The sequence below is a fragment of the Pseudalkalibacillus decolorationis genome, assembly GCF_024609785.1.
Classification (GTDB): Bacteria; Bacillota; Bacilli; order Bacillales; family Fictibacillaceae; genus Pseudalkalibacillus; species Pseudalkalibacillus decolorationis.
In genome coordinates this window covers 108176-134141 of sequence record NZ_JANHJQ010000005.1, presented here as the reverse complement: position 1 = coordinate 134141, position 25966 = coordinate 108176, and the positions used below count along the sequence as shown (strand labels likewise).

At 40.7% G+C, this 25966-nt stretch carries 24 protein-coding genes; 21 read left to right on the top strand and 3 right to left on the bottom strand.

The features are described from left to right. Positions 1-214: 214 nt before the first annotated feature. The 11 genes from iolA to NON16_RS06515 all read left to right on the top strand — a co-directional run bounded on the left by iolA (position 215) and on the right by NON16_RS06515 (position 12825). Positions 215-1693, top strand: a complete 1479-nt coding sequence (gene iolA / locus NON16_RS06565) for a methylmalonate-semialdehyde dehydrogenase (protein ID WP_257347946.1) — start codon at positions 215-217, stop codon at positions 1691-1693. Between the two features lie 199 nt (positions 1694-1892). Continuing rightward, positions 1893-2711 (top strand): 5-deoxy-glucuronate isomerase, encoded by an 819-nt coding sequence (gene iolB, locus NON16_RS06560; protein WP_257347945.1) that lies wholly within the window; start codon positions 1893-1895, stop codon positions 2709-2711. Positions 2712-2736: 25 nt separating this feature from the next. Beyond that, a complete protein-coding gene (gene iolC, locus NON16_RS06555) occupies positions 2737-3723 on the top strand; it encodes a 5-dehydro-2-deoxygluconokinase (protein WP_257347943.1) in 987 nt (328 codons plus the stop codon). A gap of 21 nt (positions 3724-3744) precedes the next feature. Next, complete coding sequence (gene iolD, locus NON16_RS06550) at positions 3745-5655, top strand: 3D-(3,5/4)-trihydroxycyclohexane-1,2-dione acylhydrolase (decyclizing) (protein WP_257347941.1); 1911 nt, start codon at positions 3745-3747, stop codon at positions 5653-5655. A gap of 15 nt (positions 5656-5670) precedes the next feature. Continuing rightward, entirely contained in the window at positions 5671-6585 is a 915-nt protein-coding gene (gene iolE, locus NON16_RS06545; protein WP_257348068.1) for a myo-inosose-2 dehydratase, read from the top strand. Between the two features lies 1 nt (position 6586). Continuing rightward, positions 6587-8014, top strand: a complete 1428-nt coding sequence (locus NON16_RS06540) for a sugar porter family MFS transporter (RefSeq protein WP_257347940.1) — start codon at positions 6587-6589, stop codon at positions 8012-8014. A 49-nt stretch (positions 8015-8063) separates the two neighbouring features. Further along, the gene (gene iolG, locus NON16_RS06535) at positions 8064-9098 is read left to right on the top strand and encodes a bifunctional inositol 2-dehydrogenase/D-chiro-inositol 1-dehydrogenase (RefSeq protein ID WP_257347938.1); all 1035 of its coding nucleotides are present in this window, start codon (positions 8064-8066) and stop codon (positions 9096-9098) included. A 57-nt stretch (positions 9099-9155) separates the two neighbouring features. Then, on the top strand, positions 9156-10034 hold the full coding sequence (locus NON16_RS06530) for a sugar phosphate isomerase/epimerase family protein (RefSeq protein WP_257347931.1): 879 nt from the start codon (positions 9156-9158) through the stop codon (positions 10032-10034). Between the two features lie 25 nt (positions 10035-10059). After that, on the top strand, positions 10060-10905 hold the full coding sequence (gene iolI, locus NON16_RS06525; protein WP_257347924.1) for a 2-keto-myo-inositol isomerase: 846 nt from the start codon (positions 10060-10062) through the stop codon (positions 10903-10905). Between the two features lie 41 nt (positions 10906-10946). Beyond that, the gene (gene fba, locus NON16_RS06520) at positions 10947-11819 is read left to right on the top strand and encodes a class II fructose-1,6-bisphosphate aldolase (protein WP_257347923.1); all 873 of its coding nucleotides are present in this window, start codon (positions 10947-10949) and stop codon (positions 11817-11819) included. 4 nt (positions 11820-11823) lie between these two features. Further along, positions 11824-12825, top strand: coding sequence for a sugar phosphate isomerase/epimerase family protein (locus tag NON16_RS06515; RefSeq protein WP_257348066.1), 1002 nt, complete (start codon positions 11824-11826; stop codon positions 12823-12825). A gap of 528 nt (positions 12826-13353) precedes the next feature. Here the strand turns inward: NON16_RS06515 and NON16_RS06510 are convergent. Both NON16_RS06510 and NON16_RS06505 read right to left on the bottom strand, forming a co-directional pair. Continuing rightward, positions 13354-13548 (bottom strand): YfhD family protein, encoded by a 195-nt coding sequence (locus NON16_RS06510; RefSeq protein WP_257347922.1) that lies wholly within the window; start codon positions 13546-13548, stop codon positions 13354-13356. A 103-nt stretch (positions 13549-13651) separates the two neighbouring features. Further along, positions 13652-13855, bottom strand: a complete 204-nt coding sequence (locus NON16_RS06505; RefSeq protein WP_257347921.1) for a YqzH family protein — start codon at positions 13853-13855, stop codon at positions 13652-13654. Positions 13856-14045: 190 nt separating this feature from the next. Between NON16_RS06505 and NON16_RS06500 the strand changes: the two genes are divergently transcribed. The 7 genes from NON16_RS06500 to NON16_RS06470 all read left to right on the top strand — a co-directional run bounded on the left by NON16_RS06500 (position 14046) and on the right by NON16_RS06470 (position 20638). After that, entirely contained in the window at positions 14046-14954 is a 909-nt protein-coding gene (locus NON16_RS06500) for a GNAT family N-acetyltransferase (protein WP_257347918.1), read from the top strand. Next, complete coding sequence (locus NON16_RS06495; protein WP_257347916.1) at positions 14929-15561, top strand: TetR/AcrR family transcriptional regulator; 633 nt, start codon at positions 14929-14931, stop codon at positions 15559-15561. Before NON16_RS06500 ends, NON16_RS06495 begins: the two co-directional genes overlap by 26 nt. 79 nt (positions 15562-15640) lie before the next feature. Beyond that, positions 15641-16891, top strand: a complete 1251-nt coding sequence (locus tag NON16_RS06490) for an MFS transporter (protein WP_257347914.1) — start codon at positions 15641-15643, stop codon at positions 16889-16891. Positions 16892-17028: 137 nt separating this feature from the next. Then, positions 17029-17751 (top strand): glucosamine-6-phosphate deaminase, encoded by a 723-nt coding sequence (gene nagB / locus NON16_RS06485; RefSeq protein ID WP_257347912.1) that lies wholly within the window; start codon positions 17029-17031, stop codon positions 17749-17751. A gap of 30 nt (positions 17752-17781) precedes the next feature. Further along, on the top strand, positions 17782-18510 hold the full coding sequence (locus NON16_RS06480) for a GntR family transcriptional regulator (protein ID WP_257347910.1): 729 nt from the start codon (positions 17782-17784) through the stop codon (positions 18508-18510). A 12-nt stretch (positions 18511-18522) separates the two neighbouring features. Continuing rightward, the gene (locus tag NON16_RS06475; RefSeq protein ID WP_257347908.1) at positions 18523-19482 is read left to right on the top strand and encodes an N-acetylglucosamine kinase; all 960 of its coding nucleotides are present in this window, start codon (positions 18523-18525) and stop codon (positions 19480-19482) included. Between the two features lie 202 nt (positions 19483-19684). Further along, complete coding sequence (locus NON16_RS06470; RefSeq protein ID WP_257347907.1) at positions 19685-20638, top strand: GNAT family N-acetyltransferase; 954 nt, start codon at positions 19685-19687, stop codon at positions 20636-20638. Between the two features lie 68 nt (positions 20639-20706). Here NON16_RS06470 and NON16_RS06465 read toward each other — a convergent pair whose 3' ends face one another. Then, positions 20707-22254: a SpoIID/LytB domain-containing protein gene (locus tag NON16_RS06465; RefSeq protein WP_257347905.1), complete on the bottom strand. Its 1548-nt coding sequence runs from the start codon at positions 22252-22254 to the stop codon at positions 20707-20709. A 225-nt stretch (positions 22255-22479) separates the two neighbouring features. On the opposite strand from NON16_RS06465, the gene murQ reads away from it, so the two are divergent. The 3 genes from murQ to NON16_RS06450 all read left to right on the top strand — a co-directional run bounded on the left by murQ (position 22480) and on the right by NON16_RS06450 (position 25961). After that, positions 22480-23394, top strand: coding sequence for an N-acetylmuramic acid 6-phosphate etherase (gene murQ / locus NON16_RS06460; RefSeq protein WP_257347903.1), 915 nt, complete (start codon positions 22480-22482; stop codon positions 23392-23394). A gap of 44 nt (positions 23395-23438) precedes the next feature. Continuing rightward, entirely contained in the window at positions 23439-24761 is a 1323-nt protein-coding gene (locus NON16_RS06455) for a sugar ABC transporter substrate-binding protein (RefSeq protein WP_257348065.1), read from the top strand. 258 nt (positions 24762-25019) lie between these two features. Further along, positions 25020-25961 carry a carbohydrate ABC transporter permease gene (locus NON16_RS06450; RefSeq protein ID WP_257347892.1) on the top strand — a complete coding sequence of 314 codons (942 nt, stop codon included), beginning with the start codon at positions 25020-25022 and terminating at the stop codon, positions 25959-25961. Positions 25962-25966: the final 5 nt, after the last annotated feature.

Here is a 25966-nt window from a genome sequence, read left to right as displayed (position 1 = left end):
GTTTTTCTTTACACGTTAAGAAAGTATAAAAGTTTGCGGCATGGATGTAATGTCCAGCTTCAGCGCCCAACCACTTGGATCATTTCAGGCCTCCTGCGGCGGCAACAGCCTCCTCGTCGGTCTTCCAGTGACCTTCGTGGCTAAGCAGGGCGCTTGCGCTTTTCTTAAATTTCAACAACGATTGATAGAAACATATTTTAGGGAGGAAGAAAACATGTCGGAAGCAGTAAAGTTAAAAACAGTAAAACTTAAAAATTACATAAATGGTGAGTGGGTTGAAAGTAAAACAACAAATTATGAGGATGTCTACAATCCAGCCACAAAAGAAGTCATTGCCAAAGTGCCATTATCAACAAAAGAAGATATTGACTACGCAGTAGAAGTTGCTGAAAAAGCATTTGAAAAATGGAAAAACATAGCAGTTCCACGGCGTGCGAGAATCTTTTTCAACTATCAGCAATTGCTGACCAATCATAAGGAAGAATTGGCCCGTCTGATCACAATGGAAAATGGAAAAAGCCTTTCTGAAGCATTAGGTGAAGTCCAGCGTGGAATAGAAAATGTTGAATTTGCAGCAGGTGCACCAACTTTAATGATGGGCGATTCACTGTCTTCGATTGCTACAGATATCGAGGCGACGAATTACCGATACCCAATTGGAGTTGTCGGTGGAATTACTCCATTTAATTTCCCAATGATGGTGCCGTGCTGGATGTTCCCAATGGCAATAGCACTAGGGAATACGTTTATTTTGAAACCATCCGAAAGAACACCGCTCTTAACAGAAAAATTAGTAGAGTTATTTACAGAAGCAGGACTTCCAGAAGGTGTGTTAAACCTAGTTCACGGCGCACATGACGTCGTAAACGGAATATTGGATCATCCTGAAGTTAAAGCGATTTCTTTCGTCGGTTCCAAGCCTGTGGGTGAATACGTGTTTAAACGAGGGAGTGAGAACCTCAAACGCGTCCAAGCATTAACAGGCGCTAAAAACCATACCGTCGTCTTAAATGACGCAGATCTAGAAGAAACAACCACAAACATCATTTCTTCAGCATTTGGCTCAGCAGGGGAACGTTGTATGGCATGCTCAGTTGTGGCAGTGGAAGAGGGAATTGCCGAAGAATTTTTGGCCAATCTGAAAGCAAAAACGGCAACTATTAAGATGGGAAATGGCTTGGATGAAGGTGTATTGCTTGGTCCAGTCATCAGGGAAGATAATCAAAATCGAACGATCGATTATATCGAAAAAGGAATTGAAGAAGGGGCAACCCTTGTATGTGATGGTCGCGAACGTTCATTGGATGAAGGATATTTCATTGGACCTACTATTTTCGATAATGTCACGACGGATATGACCATCTGGAAAGATGAAATGTTCGCTCCAGTCTTATCAATCATGCGTGTGAAGAATTTAAAAGAAGCGATTGAAGTTACCAATCAATCAGAATTTGCCAATGGGGCATGTATCTTTACAACGAATGCTCAATCCATCCGTTACTTCCGTGAAAATATCGATGCAGGTATGATAGGGGTTAATCTGGGTGTACCGGCTCCAATGGCATTCTTCCCGTTCTCTGGATGGAAATCGTCATTCTTTGGAACATTACACGCTAATGGAAAAGATAGTGTTGATTTCTATACCCGTAAAAAAGTTGTTACAGCTCGATATAAGACACCTACATTTGAGTAAGGAATTTTTGTCTCATGCCTTCAAGGTTTTCGTTTAGATAATAAATGTATCTATGAAGTTCGTTATTTGGAAACAACCGGCCCATCATATTTGTTCACTAATATGATGGAGCCATTTTATTATAACCTTGTAAAAGCAACCTTCCACTCACAATTTCCAAGTGAGGCTAAGGTTGTCAGGTGACAATAAGGAGGTACATATGAGCAAATTGCTTCGAAAGCCAGAAATAAACGAAATTTCCCAAGGAGTCACAATCATTCAGGAAATAACGACACAAAATTCTCCATTAGAATATGTTGGATTTAAAATCGTTGATTTAACTCCAGGTGCAAAATATTCAGAATTATCAGGAAAGAAAGAGTGCTGTATCGTAGCGCTCACAGGAAAAATAAATGTCACTGATCATGAAGAAACTTTCAAAAATCTTGGTACTCGTGAAAGTGTTTTCGAGAAGATGCCAACAGACAGTGTCTATGTCTCAAGTGATCGCCGTTTTGAAATAGAGGGAGTCAGCCAGGCTCGCCTGGCATTATGCTATTCGCCTTCTGAAAAAAAATTACCTACAAAACTAATTAAAGCTAAAGAAATTGGTATCGAAAGTAGAGGAATACTCAACAATAAGCGCATGGTACACAATATTTTGCCGGATTCGGATCCATCTGCTGATCGTCTTCTGGTCGTTGAAGTGTTCACAGAAAGCGGAAACTGGTCCAGCTATCCTCCACATAAGCATGATCGAGATAACTTACCAGGCGAGTCTTTTTTAGAAGAAACCTACTATCATGAAATGGATCCACAGAAAGGCTTTGTATTCCAGCGAGTCTATACGGATGATCGTTCCCTTGATGAAACCATGACGGTTGAAAACGGGGATGTAGTGATCGTTCCGGAAGGATATCATCCAGTCGGTGTGCCAGATGGTTATACGTCCTATTATTTAAATGTAATGGCAGGACCGAAACGTGTTTGGAAATTTTACAATGATCCGGACCACGAATGGATATTAACGCGTTCATAATAAATGCAAGGAGCTGTTACCGGGGATGAACTATGAATTAAGTGCTGAAAGAGAATTTGACATTATTGCAATTGGCCGTGCATGCATTGATCTAAATGCCACGGAGTACAACCGTCCAATGGAAGAAACCATGACATTTACAAAATATGTGGGAGGTTCGCCCGCAAATATTGCAATTGGCAGCTCCAAATTGGGCTTGAAAACTGGATTTATCGGTAAAATTTCAGATGACCAGCATGGACGCTTTATCGAGCAGTATATGCGTGGGGTTGGAGTAGATACATCAAATATGGTAGTAGATAAAGAAGGACGTAAAACGGGATTAACATTTACAGAGATTAAGAGTCCAGAAGAGTGCAGTATCTTAATGTACCGCCAAGAAGTGGCAGACCTTTATCTGGAACCTTCTGAGGTTAATGAAGATTATATAAAAAAATCAAAAATCCTGCTTGTTTCAGGGACAGCCCTGTCAAAAAGCCCATCTCGTGAAGCCGTGTTAAAAGCAGTCAGCCTAGCTAAGAAAAATGATGTTAAAATTCTTTTTGAATTGGATTACCGCCCGTATTCATGGAATTCTTCTGATGAAACATCTGTGTATTATTCATTGGTTGCAGAGCAGGCAGATGTTGTTATTGGTACCCGAGATGAATTTGATGTGATGGAAAACATAAATGAGGGAAAAAACGACAATACCATCCGTTATTTGTTCAATCATTCGCCTGAACTTATCGTCATTAAACAGGGTGTAGAAGGTTCATATGCCTATACTAAACTTGGAGAAACATTCAAAGGCCAAGCCTACCCAACAAAAGTATTAAAAACTTTCGGTGCAGGTGATTCATACGCTTCAGCTTTCTTATTTGCTTTGGCAACAGGTAAAGAAATTGAAAGCGCTTTAAGGTACGGCAGTGCATCAGCATCTATTGTTGTTAGCAAGCATAGCTCTTCAGAAGCGATGCCGTCAGTGGAAGAAATTGAGAAATTAATTGCCGAAAGATCAAAAATGAAATAATCCAGGTAGAGGTGAGAAACTGTGGGAACAATCAGATTGACAACAGCGCAGGCTTTAATCAAATTTTTGAATCAGCAATATATTCATGTTGACGGTAAGGAGTTTCCTTTTGTCGAAGGAATCTTCAATGTATTCGGACATGGAAATGTTGTAGGGATTGGCCAAGCCCTTGAACAGGAGCCGGGGCATCTAAAAGTGATCCAGGGGAAAAATGAACAAGGGATGGCACACGCTGCGGTTGCTTTTAGCAAACAAATGCTCCGGCAAAAAATTTATGCTGTAACCACTTCTGTCGGGCCTGGGTCAGCTAACCTGGTCGCTGCAGCAGGGACAGCCCTTTCTAACAATATTCCTGTACTTCTGCTTCCAGCGGATACCTTTGCTACCCGCCAGCCTGATCCGGTTTTACAACAGGTCGAACAGGAATATAGTAACGCTGTAACGACAAATGATGCACTCAAACCGGTTTCGAGATATTGGGACCGCATAACCCGCCCTGAACAGTTGATGTCCAGTTTGATTCGTGCCTTTGAAGTGATGACGAATCCAGGAAAAGCAGGTCCGGCAACCATCTGTATTTCACAGGATGTTGAAGGGGAAGCATTTGATTTTGATGAGAAATTCTTTGATAAACGGGTCCATTATCTCGATCGTAAATTGCCGACCGAACGTGAATTAATGGGTGCAGCAGACTTGATCAAAGCAAGTAAAAAACCACTTATCATTGTTGGTGGAGGTGCAAAATACTCCCAAGCCCGCGATAGTTTAATAACCCTTTCAAAAAAGCACAACATCCCGCTGGTGGAGACGCAAGCCGGTAAATCAACGGTTGAGTCTACATTTAAAAATAATTTGGGTGGCATGGGGATCACCGGAACATTGGCAGCGAACAAATCGGCACGCCAGGCAGATTTAATTATAGGTATTGGCACACGGTATACAGATTTTGCCACTGCTTCAAAAACCGCCTTCAATTTTGATACAACAAAGTTCTTAAACATCAATGTCAGTCGTTTGCAAGCATATAAATTGGATTCCTATCAGGTCGTAGCAGATGCAAGGACAACTTTAGAGCAATTATTCCCTTTGTTAGAGGGATACAAGAGTGAATTTGGCGATACAATCACTGAAATGAAAGAAGAATGGCTAGCGGAACGCGACCGATTAAGTAAAGTCACATTTAGCCGCGAGAACTTCAATCCAGAAATTAAAGGCCAGTTCTCCCAAGAAGTACTAAATGAATATGCCGAGTCTTTGAAAACCGAATTTGCGCAAACGACAGCATTAACTACGATTAATGACACAATCGCTCCGGACAGTATCATCATATGTTCAGCAGGATCATTACCTGGAGACCTGCAGCGTCTATGGCATTCCACTGTTCCCAACACCTACCATCTTGAATACGGCTTTTCATGTATGGGATATGAAGTGTCAGGATCATTGGGGTTAAAATTAGCCGATCCAGACAAAGAGGTTTACTCCATAGTAGGCGACGGTAGTTTTCTAATGTTGCACTCAGAATTTATCACCGCGATTCAATACAATCAGAAGATTAATATCCTTCTATTTGATAATTCAGGATTTGGCTGTATTAATAATTTACAAATGGAACACGGCAGCGGCAGCTATTTTTGTGAATTTAGAACGCATGATAATAAAATCATGAACATTGATTATGCGAAAGTGGCTGAAGGATATGGAGCGAAATCTTATCGTGCCAATACGGTAGAAGAACTGAAAGCGGCCTTGGAAGATGCCAAGAAACAGAGTGTATCCACTTTGATAGAAATGAAAGTGCTTCCAAAGACAATGACAGATGGCTATGACACCTGGTGGCATGTAGGTGTTGCTGAAGTTTCTGAACAAGAAAGTGTTCAAAAAGCATTTGAGGCTAAACAACAGAAATTAAAGACTGCGAAACAATATTAAGAGAAGGGGCAGATGATGGAAGAACAAGGTATCCTATGGGGGATTGCCCCTATTGGCTGGCGCAATGATGACATACCAGAAATCGGTGCTGAGAATACATTGCAACACCTTTTAAGCGATATTGTGGTGGCAGGTTTTCAAGGGACTGAAGTCGGCGGTTTTTTCCCTGAATCAAACGTATTAAACAAAGAACTAAAACTTCGAAACTTAAAAATAGCAGGTCAGTGGTTTAGTGGTTTTCTCATCCGGGATGGTATTCAAAAAGTAATTCAAGATTTCCACAAACATTGTCAATATTTATACGAAGTCAATGCAGATGTGGCAGTGGTATCGGAGCAGACTTACAGTGTGCAATGTAAAAAGAAAAGTATCTTCTCAGAAAAACCATACTTCAGTGATGTCGAATGGGAAAAATTATCCAAGGGGTTAAACGAACTGGGGAAAATTGCCCAACAATACGATTTAGATTTAGTCTATCACCATCATATGGGGACGGGTGTCCAATCACTTGCAGAAATCGATCAACTAATGGATAATACCGACCCGAATTTTGTACATTTACTTTATGATACAGGTCACATCTACGTTTCCGACGGAGATTATATGACACTATTAAACAAGCATATTGACCGTATTAAACATGTTCATTTTAAAGATGCTAGAAGAAAAGTGTTGGAGGAATGCAAGAAAGAAGGTAGGTCGTTCCTGCAATCCTTCTTATGTGGAATGTTTACAGTGCCAGGAGATGGGTGTATTGATTTTGCAAAACCGTACAAGACGCTGTTGAACCACAATTATAAAGGATGGATTGTGATTGAAGCTGAGCAGGATCCTTCTGTGGCACATCCATTGGAGTACGCTTTATTGACCCGAAAATATATAGACGAAAAATTACTTATCCAATCTTCTAGATCAAGGAGGAGAAATTAATTTGAACAGACAGGGAAACCATAAGTCACTTTTGAGTACCATTATTATCATCTCAACCTTCGGCGGGCTTCTTTTTGGGTATGATACCGGTGTCATCAATGGTGCTTTACCTTTTATGTCAGAAGCGGATCAGCTAAATCTCAACGCTTTTACTAAAGGTCTTGTTGCGAGTTCTCTTATTTTTGGGGCTGCCCTTGGTGCGGTGTTTGGTGGGAGACTATCAGATCTAATTGGGCGGAAAAAGAACATTCTTTATCTTGCTATATTGTTCTTTATTACCACAATTGGATGTACATTTGCTCCGAATGCTACGGTTATGATTATCTTTCGTTTTCTGCTGGGTCTTGCTGTAGGAGGCGCGTCCGTAACGGTTCCGACCTATTTAGCGGAAATGTCACCTATGGAGAGACGGGGGCGAATGGTTACCCAGAACGAATTGATGATCGTTACTGGACAACTATTGGCCTTTGTGATCAACGCTATCCTTGGCATTACAATGGGCGACAGCTCGCATGTTTGGCGGTACATGCTGATTATCGCGGCACTTCCGGCAGTTTTCCTGTTCTTTGGAATGCTTAAAGTACCAGAGAGTCCGCGTTGGCTTATTTCAAAAGGAAGAAATGCAGATGCCCTAAGAGTCCTTGGACAGATACGTGAGGGGAAACAGGCTAAATTGGAACTCCACGAAATTGAGGCAGCTTTCTCCGAAGAGTCGGGGATGGAGAAAGCCACATTTAAGGATCTGGCTGTGCCGTGGGTACGCCGCATCGTATTTCTAGGGATTGGAATTGGCTTCGTTCAGCAAATTACGGGTGTTAACTCGATAATGTACTATGGTACTACAATCCTGCAGGATGCTGGTTTCGACAGGAGTGCCGCGCTTATCGCAAACATTTCCAATGGGGTAATATCGGTGGTGGCAACGCTTGTCGGCATCTGGCTCCTTGGTAAAGTTGGACGTCGTCCGATGCTATTGACCGGCCAGATAGGAGTTACGACAGCACTCCTGCTTATTGCAATTTTCTCATACATTCTTCAAGGGACTGCGGCACTACCATTTGTTGTGCTCGCCTTGACAGTCACGTTTTTAGCTTTCATGCAGGGTGCCATTGCACCAGTAGCATGGCTAATGCTCGCGGAAATATTCCCGCTGCGATTGAGAGGATTAGGTATGGGTATCAGCGTATTTTGCCTTTGGATAGTAAACTTTCTCGTCAGCCTGGCGTTTCCGGTAGCACTCAGTAATCTCGGTTTAACCACGACGTTCTTTATCTTCGTAGCTCTGAATCTTGTTGCAATCGCATTTGTAAAAAAGTATCTGCCGGAAACCAAAGGACGCTCGCTGGAGCAGCTAGAACATTATTTCCGTACCTATGACGATCGAGGTGCCCAAGATCCTTTAAATAAGGTTGATGTTCAAGTGAAATGAATTTAAGGATCATACAGCAACAAATAAACATATCAGGAGGAAGATTCTCATGACTTTAAAAATTGGTGTGGTAGGAACAGGTGCGATTGGAAGAGAGCATATTAAACGAATTACAAACACTCTATCTGGAGGGGAAATTGTCGCTGTAACTGATGTCAATCAGGATGCGGCAAGAGATGTTGTTGTGCAATTCGGTTTGGATGCCGTTATATATCCAGATGATAATGCGCTCGTGGTAGATGATAATGTTGATGCTGTGCTGGTAACAAGCTGGGGTCCTGCCCATGAACAAAGTGTATTGGTTGCGATTGAGGCTGGAAAGTATGTATTCTGCGAAAAACCTTTAGCTACAACAGCTGAAGGGTGCATGCGAATTGTTGAAGCAGAAATGAAACATGGCAAGCGTTTAGTACAGGTTGGATTTATGCGCCGCTATGATAGTGGTTATGTACAATTAAAGGAAGCGATTGATAACAATTCTATTGGTGAACCATTAATGATCCGCTGCGCGCACAGGAACCCGGAGGTTGACGGTACCTATACTACAGAAATGGCCGTTACCGATACGCTGGTTCACGAAATTGATGTTCTACACTGGCTGGCGGGCGATGACTATAAATCGGTACAGGTAGTATTTCCAAAGAAAACAAAGCATGCATTAGACCACTTACAGGATCCGCAAATGATCATACTGGAAACAAACACCGGCATTATCATTAATGTGGAGGTATTTGTAAATTGCAAATATGGTTATGACATTCAATGTGAGGTTATTGGTGAAGAAGGAATTGTGAGTCTGCCAGAAGTTGCAAGCATTATTACCCGTAAGGAAGCGAAGCTGGGTACAAACATATTGATGGATTGGAAACAGCGTTTTATTGATGCTTATGACAAAGAATTACAGGACTTCATGGATTCGATCAAAAAAACGGGTGAGCCAAATGGTCCGACTTCATGGGATGGCTATATTGCATCTGTTACAGCGGATGCTTGTGTGAATGCCCAACAAACAGGAGAGAAAGAACCTGTGACATTAGCAGAAAAACCAGACTTCTATAACAATGAAATCACTGAAACAGTTTAATTTTTTTGTGAACAACCTTATATAAACAAACTGCAACTAAATGATGGAGGAATGAAAATGAAAATCGCACTGGATCCGTATATGTATAGACACCTTCCGATACCAAAAATGGTTGAAAAGGTTGCTGAATTGGGCTATGAGTATATTGAATTATCACCACGGGATGATTTCATGCCTTTTTATAAATATCCACGAGTAGATAAGGCTAGAATTAAAGAATTTAAAAACGCTTTACGTGATACAGGAGTGAAACTTTCATCCTTGTTACCTATGCAACATTGGGCTGGTCCAGAAGAAGAGGACAGAGAAGCAGCAGTTAGAAACTGGAAGCGGTGTATTGAAATCGCTGTTGAAATGGACGTTAACCTTTTAAATACAGAATTTACTGGCCATTCAGATAAACCATATAAATGTGAACAGATGTTAATACGTTCTATGGAAGAGCTGCTTCCTATTCTCGAGAAGGAAGGTATTAAGCTTGATATTCAAGCCCATCCATTTGATTTCATTGAACGCAACAATGAAGCTGTCGATCTTATCCGTGGACTTGATAAAGATTGGGTGAATTACTTCTATGCGGTACCACATACATTCTTCTATGATGATGGTAATGGGGATATTGCTTCTATGTTGGAATACGCAGGGGACAAGTTAACGCATATAAATATTGCGGATACTTATAATCATAAAGGATCCTCGTGTCTTCGATACGTCGTTAACCCACCAGGTGTTCATGCAACCGTCCACCAACATATGGATATCGGCAAAGGTGATATCAATTGGGACATGCTTTTCTCAAAATTACGCGAGATGAAATTCGATGGTATCGCCACTGTTGCTGTATTCGGGGAAGAAGATCGGGCAGATGAATCAAGTAGGTTTATGCTGAATGAAGTAAAAAAAGGACTGGGTGTAGAATATTCTAGATCTTTATAAAATACAAAAATAGTGGGGATTCAATATGAAGCTTTGTTTTAACCAAGCTACAACACTGGAAAACTCCAATTTAGCAAAAGATTTGGAGTATTGTGATAAACACGGCTACGACTTTATCGAAATTCGGACAATGGACAAATTGCCTGAGTATTTAAAGGAGAAGTCCCTTGATGAATTGGCCGAATTCTTCAATACACACAATATTAAGCCCCTGGCATTGAACGCTTTAGTATTTTTCAATAATCGTGATGAAGCCGGATACAAGGAAATCATCGATGATTTCAAAGAGAAGATGGAAACAGCAAAGAGATTAGGTGTGAAATATGTCGTGGCAGTGCCGCTAGTAACGGAACAAAAGATATTGAAACAAGATATCAAAAACAGTTGTGTAAAGGTGCTGGAAGAGCTGTCAGATATCGCACAACCGTACGGAGTGAAAATTGCAGTCGAATTTGTTGGGCATCCACAATGTACAGTCAATACATTCGGCCAGGTTTACGATATTGTTGAAACTGTTAATCGTGATAATGTTGGATTCGTCCTTGATTGTTTTCATTTCCATGCGATGGGATCAAATTTAGAAGATCTAAAAAAAGCTGATGGCTCAAAAATTTTCATTTTACACATTGACGATACGGAAGATTTTCCGATCGGATTCCTGACCGATGAAGATCGGGTATGGCCTGGGTGTGGTGCTATTGATTTGGACAGCATTTTATTAACATTGAAGGAAATCGGTTTCTCAGAAGTTGTGTCCGTTGAATTATTCCGGCCCGAATACTATAAGTTGGATGCTGAAGAAGTCATCAAGATGGCAAAAGAAACAACAATCAAAGTGGTATCAAAGTATTACGACTTACAACCAGTATAATTGAAAGTTTACTATCTTTACGAAAGGGATGTGCGATGTTAGTGACTTTAGTATCTATGAAAGACATGCTGCTTAAAGCTAAGGAAGGTAATTACGCTGTCGGCCAATACAATATTAATAACCTAGAATCGATACAAGCTTTTTTACAGGCAGCTGATGAAGAACGCGCACCTGTTATACTGGGGGCTTCTGACAGACTTATCGATTATTTGGGAGGCTTTAAGACGATTGTTGCAATGGTAAAAGGCCTTATAGAAGAAATGTCGGTAACGGTTCCCGTTGTGCTGCATCTGGATCACGGAATGAGTATTGAACGCTGCAAAAAGGCGATTGATGCCGGGTTTACGTCGGTTATGTTCGACGGCTCCCAATATCCAATTGATGAGAACATTGCTATGACTAAACAAGTTGTAGACTATGCTCATCCAAAACAAGTATCTGTGGAAGCGGAAGTTGGAACAGTCGGAGGTATGGAAGATGGGTTGGTTGGCGGAATCAAATATGCCGATCCCAATGAATGTTTACGGATTGTAGAAGAAGCGGGGATCGATGCTTTGGCAGCTGCCTTGGGTTCGGTTCATGGACCATATCAGGGTGAACCCAAACTGGGATTTGATGAGATGAAACAAATTTCTGAATTGACGGGAGTACCGCTCGTCCTTCATGGAGGTTCTGGAATACCTGATTATCAAACCCAGAAGGCGATTGAACTCGGGCACGCCAAAATTAATGTCAATACAGAATGCATACAAGCCTGGGCGCAATCTATTCGCGAAGTATTGACCGCTGACGAGGGAATATATGAGCCTCGAGCCATCATCACACCAGCTAAAGAAGCAATTGCAGCCATGGCCAAAAGCAAAATGAAAGAGTTTAATACAAACCATAAAGCATCAGGAATAGGAGGTAATTAAGGTGATGAAGGCTGGTCTAGTAACCGATATTTTAGGATACCTGCCATTTGAAGAGATGCTTGATACATGTGTCGATTTGGGATTTGAAGCTCTGGAGTTAGGTTGTGGTAATTGGTCTAAAGCACCGCATGTTGATTTAGATGGATTGCTTGAGAGTAAAGTTAAACGCGTGAATTTTTTAGATGCTCTTAAACGCAGAGGACTTGAAATTGCTGCTTTAAATTGTTCAGGAAATCAACTCGAACCGACGGAAGAGGGAGAAGCCCATAAAGCAGTTATAGAAAAAACATTTCAACTTGCAGGGCTTTTAGAAGTAGAAACGATGGTCATGATGTCTGGTTGTCCTAGTGGGGGACCAAATGATGTAACACCTAATTGGCTGACACATCCTATTTTGCCTCCTCATTTTGAAACTCTAGAATGGCAATGGAATGAAGTTGCCTTCCCATATTGGGAAAAAGCTGTAAAAGTTGCGACCGAACACGGCGTTAGAAAAATTGCCATCGAAAATCTGGGTTGTAATTTAGTTTATAATCCAGAAACACTTTTTAAATTAAGAAATGAAGTTGGGGACCTGATTGGCATGAATTTTGATCCAAGTCATTTATTTTGGATGGGTGGCGATCCTATCGCAGCGGCAAGAGCATTAGGAAGTGCGATGTACCATGTCCATGCGAAAGATGTCCGGATTGAAAGAGGAGTTAATGACGCTCATGGCCTAATTGATGTGAAACCGATGGAGAGCTTTGCTACTCGTTCATGGAATTATGTAGCACTTGGACATGGACATAATGTCGGTTGGTGGAAGGAATTCTTTACGGTCGTTAAAATGACTGGATATGAAGGACCTGTCGTTCTCGAAATGGAAGATTTGATGATGGAACCACTTACAGGTGTAAAAAAATCAATGAATGTTCTCAAAGAAGCGTTGCCTAGAGATTTCGAGAAAGAAAGTTCATGTTTTTTAACTCGCGATTCATTTGAAACTATAACCCCAAGTGTATAGAAATCAGAACAAGTGTTAAGCAGTTTAAAAAGAAAAGAGGGGCTGACTCAAAAGTTCGCAACAGAACTCTTTTGATCAGCCGCTTTTTAGATTATACGGCAGCCCTTACTAAGAAGTAAAAAGACTCTTCACCATACTGTGGGTGGTAACGTTTCGCGGCAAAAACCATCTCCGCGGCATATAGCCGAGTTTCGCGGCAAAATCTTATTTATCGCGGCAAACCACCTCAGTTCTGCGGCAAAATCCACTTTATCGCGCCAAGTTACCTCGGTTCCGCGGCAAACTATCTTTTCACAGCTACATTCTTTGGTGAAGAACCGGAAAAAACTGATTTTATACCGTTTTAGGGATGTTTTACACGTGTTTTGTAATCGTTCCATAAAATAGGGCCCAATAAACTTAGGGAATGACTTCAAAACAGAGAATTCAGGCATCTGCAACACAACATTTTGACGTTATTAAATCTAGATATTGCAAAAACTACGTTAGACGTGTGGATACGGCTACTTTTGAGTCAGCCCCTTTGATTTACCTAGTATCATCATTGCGTTCCACTTCTGTTGGAGGAAATCCAGGCTTTGCTTTTAAGTTGTAATGTGCAGTTAATTCCTTGGCAAGCTCAATTTCGTCATTATTTTGGACAATATCTTTTTTCGGTGTTTGTGGTAACGTTTTTGAGTTCTTGTCGTTTGCAGGGTGTGAATGCTTATGTCCTCGCCCCATAGAGAATCTCCTTTCCATGCTAAAGATTAGTTTTAATATGGATTAGCTTTATAAAATTATTCGTATGAATAAGTAAATTAATTGAACACACAAGTTAAAAACATTAGATTTCTTCTTGGGTCAAATATGTATACACTACATCATGAACGATTTCATATGATGGATCATTTTCTTGCTTCTCAATTGTATTCGAGACGATACTAATTAATTGTTTATAGTCATCCTCCGTAAGTGGAGAAAGCGACGCATCTCCAAAATAATCAGTTAAACACCGATCAATCATTTTGCGTATGAGTAATCGCTCCATATTTTATCACCTTCCTCACATAACGATAGAGAAGCTTGGAAGTGGCGTCAATATTCCTTATGCAAAAAGGAGGAAACTATTTGATTCAATCGAATATATATATAAATAAAAAACTAACCAGTCAGTTTAGACAATGCAACTATGCAACAAAATTTTATACCTTACCTTTTTGAAAAGGAGACAAAATAAGATGATCGAAATTAAACGCCTTTCAGATTGTTCATTAACTGATGTGTTGGATGCATGGAATAACGGTTTTAAAGGTTATTTTTCTCAAATGACAATGACGGTGGATCAATTTTTGAAGAGAATGGTTCAGGAAGGATTATCAGCACCCGATTCCGTTATTGCCTTCTGTGATGGAACCCCCGCAGGGATTGTTTTAAGTGGGTTCCGAACGGTGAATGGAGAAGTGATCAGCTATAACGGTGGAACTGGAGTAGCGACAGAATTCCGGAGAACGGGTGTAGGTAAGCGGATGATGGAAAAGGTAATCGAAATTTACCGTAAAAAAGGGGTCTCAGTTGCCACACTGGAAGCGATCTCCCAAAATGAACCAGCTGTAAATTTGTATGAAACTCTAGGGTATGTGGTCTCAGATAAAGTTGCCTACCTTCAGCAAGAAGGAGCAGATCCGTTCAATATATCTCCTTCGAACCTTTATACATACGAGCAGACTGTTCCTGAACGGGTATCCCGATTGTCGTTCTATCGAATAGATCGCCCTTGGCAAACTCAATGGCAGAGCGCGATGAATGGTGAAGCTGTCGTTGTACGATCGAACAACCTAGAAGTTGGATATGCCACGTTTCGAAGGATATTTCATTCGAATGGAACGATTGCAACGATTGTGCTCCATCAACTTGGTACAGACCAAGGGTTTGACGATCAGGACCATTTAATTCGTGCGATTCTCTCAAACGTTTTTAGTTCAGAAATAAACTGTAAACGTCTAGTGATCAATTGTTCCATCAATGATCAGCCTCTCATGAATTTGCTCGGTGAAGCAGGATTTACAACAATTGTCGAACAGGTTTGGATGAAGAAAACCATAAAGGAGAATAGAAACTCGAATGCCAAAAGTATCGAAAAAGTATAAAGAAGAAAAAAGGGAAGCGATTCTAGAAGCAGCCAATCAGTGCTTTGCTCAAAAAGGATACAATGATACAACTGTAGACGATATCGCAAAAGCATCAGGAACGAGTAAAGGCTCCATTTATCTCTATTTTGAAAGTAAAGAGGAGATTTTCTTTCGGTTAAATGAACAACGTACTGAGAAATTTTTCACGATAAAAAAAGAGATGGAGACGAAAGATACAGCATCTGAAAAATTTCATTATTTGTTCGATTATTTTCTTAATGGAAGTCTTGAAGAAGGGGACCTCGAAAGAATAGCCGTTTCCTTTGAATTCTGGATCTATATTTCGAAATATCCAGAAAAGCAAAAGTTGTTTGATGAGCGAGCGATTATATTTACTGATTTTATCAAAGAAATTGTTCATGAAGGGATCGATACGGGTGAATTCAGTTCAGAGGTTAGCATTGATGATCTTTCCCGGATGTTTTGGGCCTTAACGGATGGAATCGTCCTTCATCTTCTCTTTCACAAACAAGATAGAAAACATAAGGCGATGCTAAGAACACTTAAATACATGGTGTTTGCTTATTTAAAAACGGGTAACAATATCAGCCTTGAGACGGAGTAAAAAACCATACTGAAGACAGTAGGTGAATCTCCTTCTTTATTGGAAAATGGAGGCAGATGTTCGTTATGGAGGGGATCGTATGGAAGCGGTTGTAAATGCGAAGCAGGAAGCACAAATTCCTGCCTTGTGGAAAAACAGAAACTTTCTTTTGTTATGGATTGCGGATTTATGCTCAAGCTTTGGACTATCAATTTTCATGTTTTCGCAATCTTGGTATGTCGTTGAAGTAATGGGACTCGAGGCTTCACTTGGGTTAGTGTTTATTGCTTCGAGTATCCCGCGGGTTGTTTTTATGGTCATAGGTGGAGCAATTGCCGATCGGTTTAACAAAAACTTGATCATGTTTATCTCCGACTTTACGAGAGCAGGTGTTGCTGGTGCACTTGTTGTCTGGCTGCTATTCGGTGATGTTACGCTTTGGTCGTTTGTATTGTTTGCATTCGTATTCGGAATTTTAGATGCGTTTTTCTGGCCAGCGAACGGTGGATTGCTACCATCATTGATTGAGAAACAACAGTTAACGAGAGCGAATTCAATTATTCAAATGACAAGTCAATCATCATTCATAGTCGGTCCGATGCTTGCAGGAGCGATCATTGCTCTTGGAAACTATGTAACCACTTTTTCAATTACAGCAGGTTTGTTAGTTATTGCTAGTATTGCTGTTCTTTTGATCAAAGTTAAAAAGAAAACGGAGGAGAATGACGATCATTCCGATTCCAATTTGTTAGGTTCGATTAAAGAAGGGATCGTTTATGTTAGACAATCCGCTTTCTTAAGTGCGTTGGTAGTCTTTGCCGTCTTGATCAATCTATTTATGGTTGGACCGCTTCAGATGGGGCTTCCGCTTTTTGTTGATAATGTGTTACAAGGGGATTCACTTGTCTACAGCTATTTAGAAGGTGCCTTTGCTGGAGGGATGCTAGTCGGTTCCATTGTTGTAGGAATTCTTAACATCCAGAAAAAACGTGGATTATTGGTAATTTTCTCTGTTCTTTGCTCTGGATTCCTATTTAGTTTGTTAAGTCAAACCGGTATTCTTTGGCAGAGTCTTGTTGCGATCGCACTTCTAGGAGCCACTTTTTCTTTAATAAATATCCCGATTTTTGCGGCTGTTCAATCGGTTGTAAAAGATGAAATGATTGGTCGTGTAATGAGTCTATTGTCGATGGCTTCGCTCGGTTTAGTCCCAGTGTCGTTTGCGATTACTTCAGGATTGTTATCAACAGGAATAGATGTTTCACAAGTTATGCTAGGTGGAGGAGTTTTGATTATACTTGTAGCAGCATTAATATTCTGGAAAGTAACAGGCCTTCGAAACTATAATTAAGTTAAACTTTAAAGAAAACTTGGCGCTAGCCAAGTTTTCTTTATTTTATATATACTGGTATAGACAACTATACCTATCAACTATTACAATAGGATTTAGAAGTATGGAGCATTATTGAATTGTAGGGAGGATCAGAAGTGAACATCATCGAAACCACAAACTATTCTACATTGAGTGAGAAAGCAGCGATATTGATTTTTAATCAAATAAAATCTAACCCTCGCCTTGTATTAGGAGCTGCAACTGGCGACACGCCTAAAGGAACGTATGAACAGCTTGTAAACAGAGTGAAGAGGGAAGGACTAAACCTTTCAAATATTAACACAGTAAACCTTGATGAGTATGTTGGGCTCAATGCAATTCATCCACAAAGCTATTGGAACTACATGCAGGAAAATCTTTATACACCTTTAAATCTTTCGAAGGATCAAGCGTTTATACCAGATGGAACTGCTGTAGACTTAGAGGATGAGTGTGATAAATATGAACAAAGGATCGAACGTATTGGTGGGATTGACCTCCAAATACTCGGAATTGGACGAAATGGACATATCGGTTTTAATGAACCGTTCACATCGTTTTCCTCACGAACACATATTGTTACGTTAACGGAGAGTACGAGGAAGGCAAACGCTCGCTTTTTCTCGAATATAAAAGAAGTACCTACCCGAGCGATCACTATGGGGATTTCCACGATCATGAAAAGTAAATCGATCGTATTGCTCGCATCTGGAGAAGGGAAAGCTGCAGCTGTTGATAAACTGCTAAGCGGTAAGGTGGATCCAGCTTGGCCTGCTACTATTTTAAACGAACATCCAAATGTAACGTTAATTGTTGATAACGCAGCGAAAAATCGCTAGTGCAGATTACTTTCTAAAAGGGTGGTTCGTATGATTAATAAACAAATAAGTATACCTATTTACGTTCAAATCGAACAATTACTTGTTAGTGAAATCGAGAATGGAAAGTATCAGCGTGGAGATGCAATTCCATCAGAGCGTGAGTTGTCAGAAAGTCTCGAGGTCAGCCGAATGACAGTAAGGCAAGCAATTAATAATCTTGTTTCTAAGGGAAAGCTGTATAGGGAGAAAGGAAAGGGTACCTTCGTATCTGAACAAACGCTATCCTATGCATTAAAGGGCTTGGTTAGTTTTACAGAGGATATGAAACGACGTGGGCTAGTTCCTTCCACAAAGCTAATTTCGTTTGAAAAGATGAATCACGTACCCGACCCGATTATAAACAAACTGATGCTATCGAAGAATGAAGCTGTCTATTGCCTTTATAGAGTTCGATATGCAGATAAAGAACCAATGGCTGTTGAGAGAGCTTATCTTCCGGTAAAGCTATTTTCAAACCTTTCGGAGGATTCAGCTCAGGGGTCTTTATATGAATTTGTTCGTAATGAATTTAAAGAAACGATTCATCGTGCTACTCAGCAGATTGAAGCAGGACTATCGACAGAACTGGAAAGTCAACATTTAGGTGTTCAGCAAAATAGCCCGATTTTAATCGTGAAAAGAACGACATACCTTTCTTCGGGTAATCCATTTGAGTATGTAGAAACTGTATTCCGTGGTGAAAAATATTCATTTTTAGTTGATGTATTTAGGGATTAGGAGGAATCTGAGATGTGTTTTATAGGGATTGACGGTGGTGGAACGAAAACGACGCTTGTACTTATTGATCCTAAGGGGAACTTTCTCACTAAATATGATGGCGGTCCGACTAATCCGTTATCAACAAGCATAAAAGAGGTAGAAAAAACGTTCGTATCCTTAATTGAAACGGTTCGAAACGAACACCCAAAATCATTTAAACAAGTAATTGGTGTTTTTGCTGGTATTGCTGGCACGGAAAGTCATCATTCACGAAAACAATTAACGGCCATCCTTCAATCACAATTTGGTTCAGCAGTTGATGTCCTCCTGTACACTGATGCGCTAACCGCACTTTATTCTGGGACTAATGGAGATCCTGGAATTGTCAACATCGCTGGGACTGGTTCAATTACATTTGGTATTACAAATGAAGGTAAAGAGGTTCGTGTGGGCGGATGGGGTTATCTAACCGAACATCATGGCAGCGGTTATGGAATTGGTCGACTGGCTATCCAAAAAATGTTTGAAGCGCATGATGGTTTGAGGATGGAAACTACATTAACGAAACGAATTCTTGAGCGCTTTTCGATTAATACACCACCACAGCTCATATCTTGTATTTATGATGGGAAAGATTCTCGAGCGCGTATTGCTTCCATTTGTGAGGATGTTTTTGAGGAGTGGCTCACAGGCGATCAAGTAGCTGAGTCTATTATTAAGCTCGCATTCAATGATATATGTCGTTGTATAAATGGAATGATCACCCAATATTTTCGGAATGATGATGAAGTGAAAGTTGTACTAGCGGGGAGTGTCTTTAAGCACTTTGATCGGATCCAACCCCTACTTGAAGCTCATCTACCTTCAAATGTAGCATTCATTTATCCGAAACTACCACCTGTGGCAGGAGCGGTTATTGCAGGATATAGAAGGACCGTTGTACATCCTTCGAATACGTTTATTGAAACATTGCAAAGGACGTATCAATAGGAAGATACGATGGATAATTTTCAGTACATAAAGTTACAAGGTTCATGATTCAAGATTGAACTAATCAGGGTGTCCGATCATTTTCACACTCCAATCGTTTCCAAAGGGCTTATTTCTGGCGCGCTAAAGAAAAGCGCTAGTTAAACAAGATTCATAAAGTCAGAAGTACGTACCTTCTCTATTAAAATGGGAGGTGGTCCATATGATACAGTTTAGCCGTTGGAATGAGGCTACTATAGAAGTAATAAGAGATGTCTGTTCGTTATGGAATCAGGAACTTGGTAACGAGTTTCCGATTTCGGAGCGGCTTTTTATCCAAAACAGCTTCAAATGTCTGCATCTTTTAGAAGAAGGATCTTTTATTGTTCACTGCGATGAAAAAGTAGTGGGACTCATCATTTCGAAGGTAACAAGAGAACAAGTAGACTTGCTGCCGAATAAAGTCGGCTGGATTCAGGTAATTCTGGTAGCAAAGGAGCATCGCAGGAAAGGCATCGTTATGAAGCTTCTTCAAATGGCAGAAAAATCATTACGTAATTGTGGTGTTTCTAAAATTGTACTCGGCCGTGATATTCATCACTACTTTCCAGGAATTCCAAGTTGTTGCAGCGACACATTGATTTGGTTTGAGAAACAAGATTACCAATACGTGAACAAGGTCCAGGACTACTATCGTTCCGTATCAAGTGGTATAAAGCTGCTAAAAACGGACCTTGTCATTTCTGTGTTAAAAGAAGTGGAGCAAGGGGCGTTGCTTGCATTTCTCCACCAATCCTTTCCGGGAAGATGGGAGTATGAAGCAATCGATTATTTCCGTGCAGGAGGAGATGGAAGGCATTTTTTGGTGGCAAAAAAAGAAGGAAAGATCATTGGGTTTGTTCGAGTAAATGATACTGAGAGTCCAATTCTCGGCCCAAATGTATACTGGGATGCGGTCTTTCCAGAAAAGATGGTTGGGATTGGACCGCTTGGTATTGATCGATACTATCGGAAAAATGGATATGGGAAAGCGATTGTCGAGGCTGCGATTCAATTAGCGGTTGAAAGAAAAGCCAAACACCTGGTTATCGATTGGACCGAATTGGATACTTTTTATAAGTCATTCGGCTTTGAAGTTTGGAAGGAATACCACCAATATGAAAAAATCCTTAACTGAATGCAAATGAAAGGGGTTGACCATAATGATCAGCCCCTTTCGTCTAGGCGGTTGAATTATTTTCCTTATTAATACCTAACTTCCAGTTCAATTCCTTGATAGAAGTGTTTAAGAATCTCGTCAAATGTATCTCCATCATAAGCCATTCCAACAGCGCCTGTTTGAGACATTCCTACACCATGCCCCCATCCTCCCCCATACGCTTTAAAACCACCAGAGTGTGTAGGTAAGATAAAGAAAAGGGTACTTAGAAGGACACTATGTTCACCTTTTGCGTTAATATATTTTAACGACCATCTAACCCGGTCTTTTTGTTCATAGAATATTCCATTTTCAGTGACATATTCAATTTCAAGAATCCTACCATAATTCGCTCGCTCTAACACATTAATCTCGTAAACTTCTCCTACATCCGTTTTATAGTATTCGCTTAATACTTCTGAAATCTCTTCGGCAGTCCACTCAAACTGCCAGCGATAGTACTTAGACCAATCCTCCTCGTATCCATCCATTTTGCGTAAAGATGTAGCATTTTTATCATTAATAAAACTGTCCATCGAAGGGGCTTTCTTTCGTGACTTACCATCAAGATCAAACACAGGTACACCTCTTAGGTAATCAACAGGTTCAGAATCCCAGACGTCTTCATTGTTTGCGGTAACCCCGCCACTAGTAGAATGATAAACGGCTGTTATTAGCTTACCGTTATGGGTTGCAACGGTTCCTTCCGTTTCCTTAATAGCCTGTGTGGAAATAGGATGCTCTGCTTCATAACCAGCATAGACCTGATCAGATGTTGTTGGTAACAAATCATAACCATCGTTGCTGCGTTTCCCAAGATTCGCTAATGTATAGGTTCTTGCAGCAACAGCCTGAGCCTTTTGTGCTTCCATTTCGCCGTAAGGAACTGGGGGAAGTTCTCTTGGAACGACACCATATAAGTATTGTTCAACGGGAAGTTCATTAATTCCAGCTAACGTTCCTTTACTATTATAGGCAACTTCACCATTCCCACGGTACTTCTTACCATTGATCTCAATTAAACCATCCTCAGAAGAGATCACAACAGGGTTTTCAGTCACTGTGTGTTCACCGTTGTAGCTCACTTTCATCGAAGATGTTCCTGTTGAAATCGTAATTAGTTTCCAGAATGAATCATTAGCAGCTAGGCCGAGAGCAATCACTTCATCACGAAAGGCATTTCGTACACTCCAGCTCGCATCGGCCGGAAATTCACCAATATAAAGTCTATAACCGTTATTGTACGGCTCTATATAGGTTTCATATCCAGCGTTACTTGCACGATCGAGCCAATCATTCATATACGGCTCGCTTGTCGTCCAAGCCACTTGAAGTCGGTAGTTGGTTTCGATTGTTCCGGAGCTTTCTAGTGAAATAGTTGCAAAATCGTTGATTCCTTCTGCTAAAATCTCATCTGTTACCTTATCCTTGATTACAAACGATTCTTCACTTCCTATGTCAATCGTTTCTGCTTGGGGAACAACTCCAATTCGAATCATTTGTCCATCTGAAGCCTCTGTAATTTGAAAACTAGAAAGGGTGAAGGTGCCTACAAGAATTACCGTGAGCATGAAAATAAGAATTCGCTTACTCATTCATTTTCCTCCTTCAAAATAGTTACTACCCGGTTTCAATTCGATACAAATATAAAATTTCCTTTTAATAATTAAATAAATATTCTGAAAAGTTATTTTATTTAAGCAGGAATTCTTCTGAAATTAACGAAATATAATTTTATAAAACAATTAATAAAACTGAATGTTCATACCAACGGGGGATGGAATGTTCTTCATTTCAAATTTGACTGATTGGGGTGTGCTATGGAGCTAGATTTAACGTCATTAATGACCGAGCAACGAAATATAAAGACGAACAGCATCGATACTTTTGAAACTCTTGAGATTCTAAGGATTATTAATCAGGAGGATCAGAGTGTCGCTCTTGCTGTTCAGAGGGCATTACCTCAAATTTCAGCGGCTGTAGACACGGTCTATAGAGCTTTCAAAAAAGACGGAAGATTATTTTACATTGGTGCTGGAACAAGTGGTCGTCTCGGGGTAATCGATGCTGCTGAATGCCCACCAACCTTCAGTACATCCTCAGAGATGGTTCAAGCGATTATTGCAGGTGGTTCAGAGGCGATGTTCGAGGCAGTTGAAGGCGCTGAAGACAACCATGCTCAAGGTAGTACTGACCTACTAAGAAAGAACATAACCTCAATGGACGTCGTCGTTGGAATTACCGCCAGTGGGAGAACGCCTTATGTTATGGGTGCGATCGATGCAGCAAAGGGTGCAGGTGCAGCTACAGTCAGCCTAAGCTGCAATCCGAATTCACAAATATCAACACGAGTAGATAACAGTATAGAGGTTACTGTTGGTCCTGAAATTCTAACTGGATCTACCCGTTTAAAGGCAGCAACTGCTCAGAAAATGGTACTTAATATGCTGACTACAGCGACAATGATCAAGCTCGGAAAGATCTATGAAAATTTGATGGTGGATGTGTATCCATCTAATCAGAAGTTAATAGAGCGTTCTAAATATATTGTTATGACACTAACAGGTATTTCTTACAAGGATGCAGAAACGATACTTAAGCAAACGAATTATGAAGTCAAAACAGCCATCGTGATGTTAAAGGCTGCAGTACCGCTTGTTGTCGCAAAGGAATGTATCCAAAAAGCAGAAGGATCTGTCCGAAAAGCTCTTCTTCGAGCAAAAGGCTACAAATGATTGTAAGCGTTTACAAAACAATACGAGGGGGATTTACCTTGAAAATGAAAAAGTGGTTGATGACAATTTTATCATTGGTGCTTGTTTTGGGGATTTTTGCGGGTTGTTCGAATAAAGACGCGTCGAATGACAAAAATGATGATCCGGATGCATGGAAAAAGTGGGAAGGTACGATAACGATGTGGGACGGACCTCGTTGGGCCGATAAAAAAGACAACAAGTATCACTGGATTGAAGATAAAATTGCAGAGTTCCAAGAAGAATACCCTGGTGTGAAAATTGATTTAGTTAAAACCCCTTGGGCTGAAATGAACGACAAACTGAGCGTAGCCATCGCTGGACGTGCGTGGCCAGATATCGCCCCTGTTGATATTAGTGGTGGATCAGTCAACATCAATCACATTAAACAAGGGGTTGTTGCACCGTTTGATCCATATTTAACAGAGGATGAGAAAGCTGATTTCTACGATAACGCAGTAGAAGCCTACACGTATGACAGCAAGCTTTATGGAATTCCGAATTCAATCAGTGTTCATGCAATGCTGTTAAACCTGGATATTTTCGAGGAAAAAGGTGTAGAGCCTCCAAAGGATGGAAAATGGACGTATGATGAATTCGTGGAAAAAATGGAGGCCTTAACTGGGGATAAGGTTGACGGATTCTCAACCTATATCTTACCTGGTTACTATGAAGCATGGCCATTCCTATTAATGGATGGTGGATATCCATTGAGCGAAGACCTATCAGAATACACATTTGATTCTGAAGAAGCGATCAGTGGCTTGCAGAAGCTGGTGGACCTGAAGTTTAAATATGAAGTCACTCCAGAAAGCATGGGTGGTCAAGACGTCGGCGGAACTTGGAAAGCATGGGCTGCTAACGATCAGCGTACAGTCGCTGTTGAGCCTTGGGCAACATGGGCAATCGCATCTGCACAAGGTGAAGAATTCAAAACGAACTTTATGGTAGCTCAATATCCAACTGGTAAAACAGGAGAGCCGGTAACAATCGGTGGTGTAGGTGGATGGGTTATGTTTAATTCAGAAGATGAAACGAAGAAGCGTGTTGCAGCGGAGTTTGTAAAGCACATTTCTAGTACAGATGAACAAGTTACGATGGCGAAAAACTATGGAATCTTCCCTGCACGTAAATCAGCAGCAGAACAAGAACCATTTGCTGACAATCCGCAAATGGCAAAAGCACAAGAGCTATCAAAACATGCAGTAATGGTTCCACGTCATCCAAGTTGGGCTCGAATTGATGAAGCAATTCAAAAGCAATTACAGCTCGCCCTTAACGGGGAAAAGACTCCGAAAGAAGCATTGAAATCAGCCGGTGAAACGGTAGAGGCAATCTTAAACGAATAATCATTTTTTCAAGGGGGCTCTCTTCCCTTTTTCTAGCAGGGTAAAAACTTAGTTGGATAGATGCAATGTCTAGCTCCAGCACCCAGCCCCTTGGATCACTTCAGTCCTCCTGCGGCGGTGACAGCCTCCTCGTTGGCCTTCCAGTGACCCTCGGGGCTAACCCCAGGGCGCTTGCGCTTTTCAATACAAGAGAGCTTTCCTGCCTGTAACTCACGACTTTTACTACATAGATGTTTTCTAAAAGGGAGTGAACCAGCATTGGGGATTAAACCAGCATTGAAAACAGATTTCGATCCAAAACCTGTTAAGAAGCAGTCCCGAATGAAAGTACTTTTAATCCAGATAAACAAAAATAAAGTGGCTTATTTATTTTTAATGCCCAAACTTATTTTTTTCGCACTATTTATGTTAATACCAATCGTCTGGTCATTTGTTCTATCGTTTCAGGAGTTTAATATTATGGGATCGACGTGGGTAGGGATTGAAAACTATGTCGACGCGTTTCAAAGTAAAGTGTTCCGTATTTCATTATGGAATACACTCTTATACACGATTATAACTGTACCTGCATTTGTCTTAACGGCTTTGTTGATCGCTACCCTCGTCCAACCACTAGGGAAGCTTTCACAATCTTTTTTCAGAGCAGCATTCTATCTCCCGACCGTTACATCGATGGTTATTATCGCGATGGTATGGCGCTGGATGTATAATTATAAGTTCGGACTTTTTAATTATATTGTAGGACTGCTTGGGATGGATCCCGTTAATTGGCTTGGGCAGAGTGATACGGCGTTATTGTCTCTTATGATCATGTCAATCCTTATCCCGCCCGGTTCTGGAATCATTATTTATTTGGCAGCGATGAACGAGATTGATCAAACGTTATATGAAGCGGCAAAAATTGATGGTGCGAATACGTTTCAGCGTTGGTGGAGAATCACTGTGCCGATGCTGAAGCCGACAACGTTATACCTGTTCATTTTAAGTACAATTGGGTCGTTCCAAGTCTTTACACAAATTATTATGATGACCGGTGGAGGGCCTGGAAACGCTACTGAAACCATTGTACATGTCATTTATAAAACTGCGTTCCGAGATTTTAAATTCGGATTGGCATCTGCGCAATCTGTGATTTTATTCTTTATCATTATGATCTTCGCCATTTTCCAATATAGAACACTACGATCCGATCATCATTAGGCAGG

Bases quoted from the DNA above. Each gene is read 5' to 3' on its own strand.
- iolA (WP_257347946.1), top strand. From the start codon at position 215: ATGTCGGAAGCAGTAAAGTTAAAAACAGTAAAACTTAAAAATTACATA.
- iolB (WP_257347945.1), top strand. From the start codon at position 1,893: ATGAGCAAATTGCTTCGAAAGCCAGAAATAAACGAAATTTCCCAAGGA.
- iolC (WP_257347943.1), top strand. From the start codon at position 2,737: ATGAACTATGAATTAAGTGCTGAAAGAGAATTTGACATTATTGCAATT.
- iolE (WP_257348068.1), top strand. From the start codon at position 5,671: ATGGAAGAACAAGGTATCCTATGGGGGATTGCCCCTATTGGCTGGCGC.
- iolG (WP_257347938.1), top strand. From the start codon at position 8,064: ATGACTTTAAAAATTGGTGTGGTAGGAACAGGTGCGATTGGAAGAGAG.
- NON16_RS06530 (WP_257347931.1), top strand. From the start codon at position 9,156: ATGAAAATCGCACTGGATCCGTATATGTATAGACACCTTCCGATACCA.
- iolI (WP_257347924.1), top strand. From the start codon at position 10,060: ATGAAGCTTTGTTTTAACCAAGCTACAACACTGGAAAACTCCAATTTA.
- NON16_RS06515 (WP_257348066.1), top strand. From the start codon at position 11,824: ATGAAGGCTGGTCTAGTAACCGATATTTTAGGATACCTGCCATTTGAA.
- NON16_RS06510 (WP_257347922.1), bottom strand. From the start codon at position 13,548: ATGGGGCGAGGACATAAGCATTCACACCCTGCAAACGACAAGAACTCA.
- NON16_RS06505 (WP_257347921.1), bottom strand. From the start codon at position 13,855: ATGGAGCGATTACTCATACGCAAAATGATTGATCGGTGTTTAACTGAT.
- NON16_RS06500 (WP_257347918.1), top strand. From the start codon at position 14,046: ATGATCGAAATTAAACGCCTTTCAGATTGTTCATTAACTGATGTGTTG.
- NON16_RS06495 (WP_257347916.1), top strand. From the start codon at position 14,929: ATGCCAAAAGTATCGAAAAAGTATAAAGAAGAAAAAAGGGAAGCGATT.
- NON16_RS06490 (WP_257347914.1), top strand. From the start codon at position 15,641: ATGGAAGCGGTTGTAAATGCGAAGCAGGAAGCACAAATTCCTGCCTTG.
- NON16_RS06480 (WP_257347910.1), top strand. From the start codon at position 17,782: ATGATTAATAAACAAATAAGTATACCTATTTACGTTCAAATCGAACAA.
- NON16_RS06475 (WP_257347908.1), top strand. From the start codon at position 18,523: ATGTGTTTTATAGGGATTGACGGTGGTGGAACGAAAACGACGCTTGTA.
- NON16_RS06470 (WP_257347907.1), top strand. From the start codon at position 19,685: ATGATACAGTTTAGCCGTTGGAATGAGGCTACTATAGAAGTAATAAGA.
- NON16_RS06465 (WP_257347905.1), bottom strand. From the start codon at position 22,254: ATGAGTAAGCGAATTCTTATTTTCATGCTCACGGTAATTCTTGTAGGC.
- murQ (WP_257347903.1), top strand. From the start codon at position 22,480: ATGGAGCTAGATTTAACGTCATTAATGACCGAGCAACGAAATATAAAG.
- NON16_RS06455 (WP_257348065.1), top strand. From the start codon at position 23,439: ATGAAAAAGTGGTTGATGACAATTTTATCATTGGTGCTTGTTTTGGGG.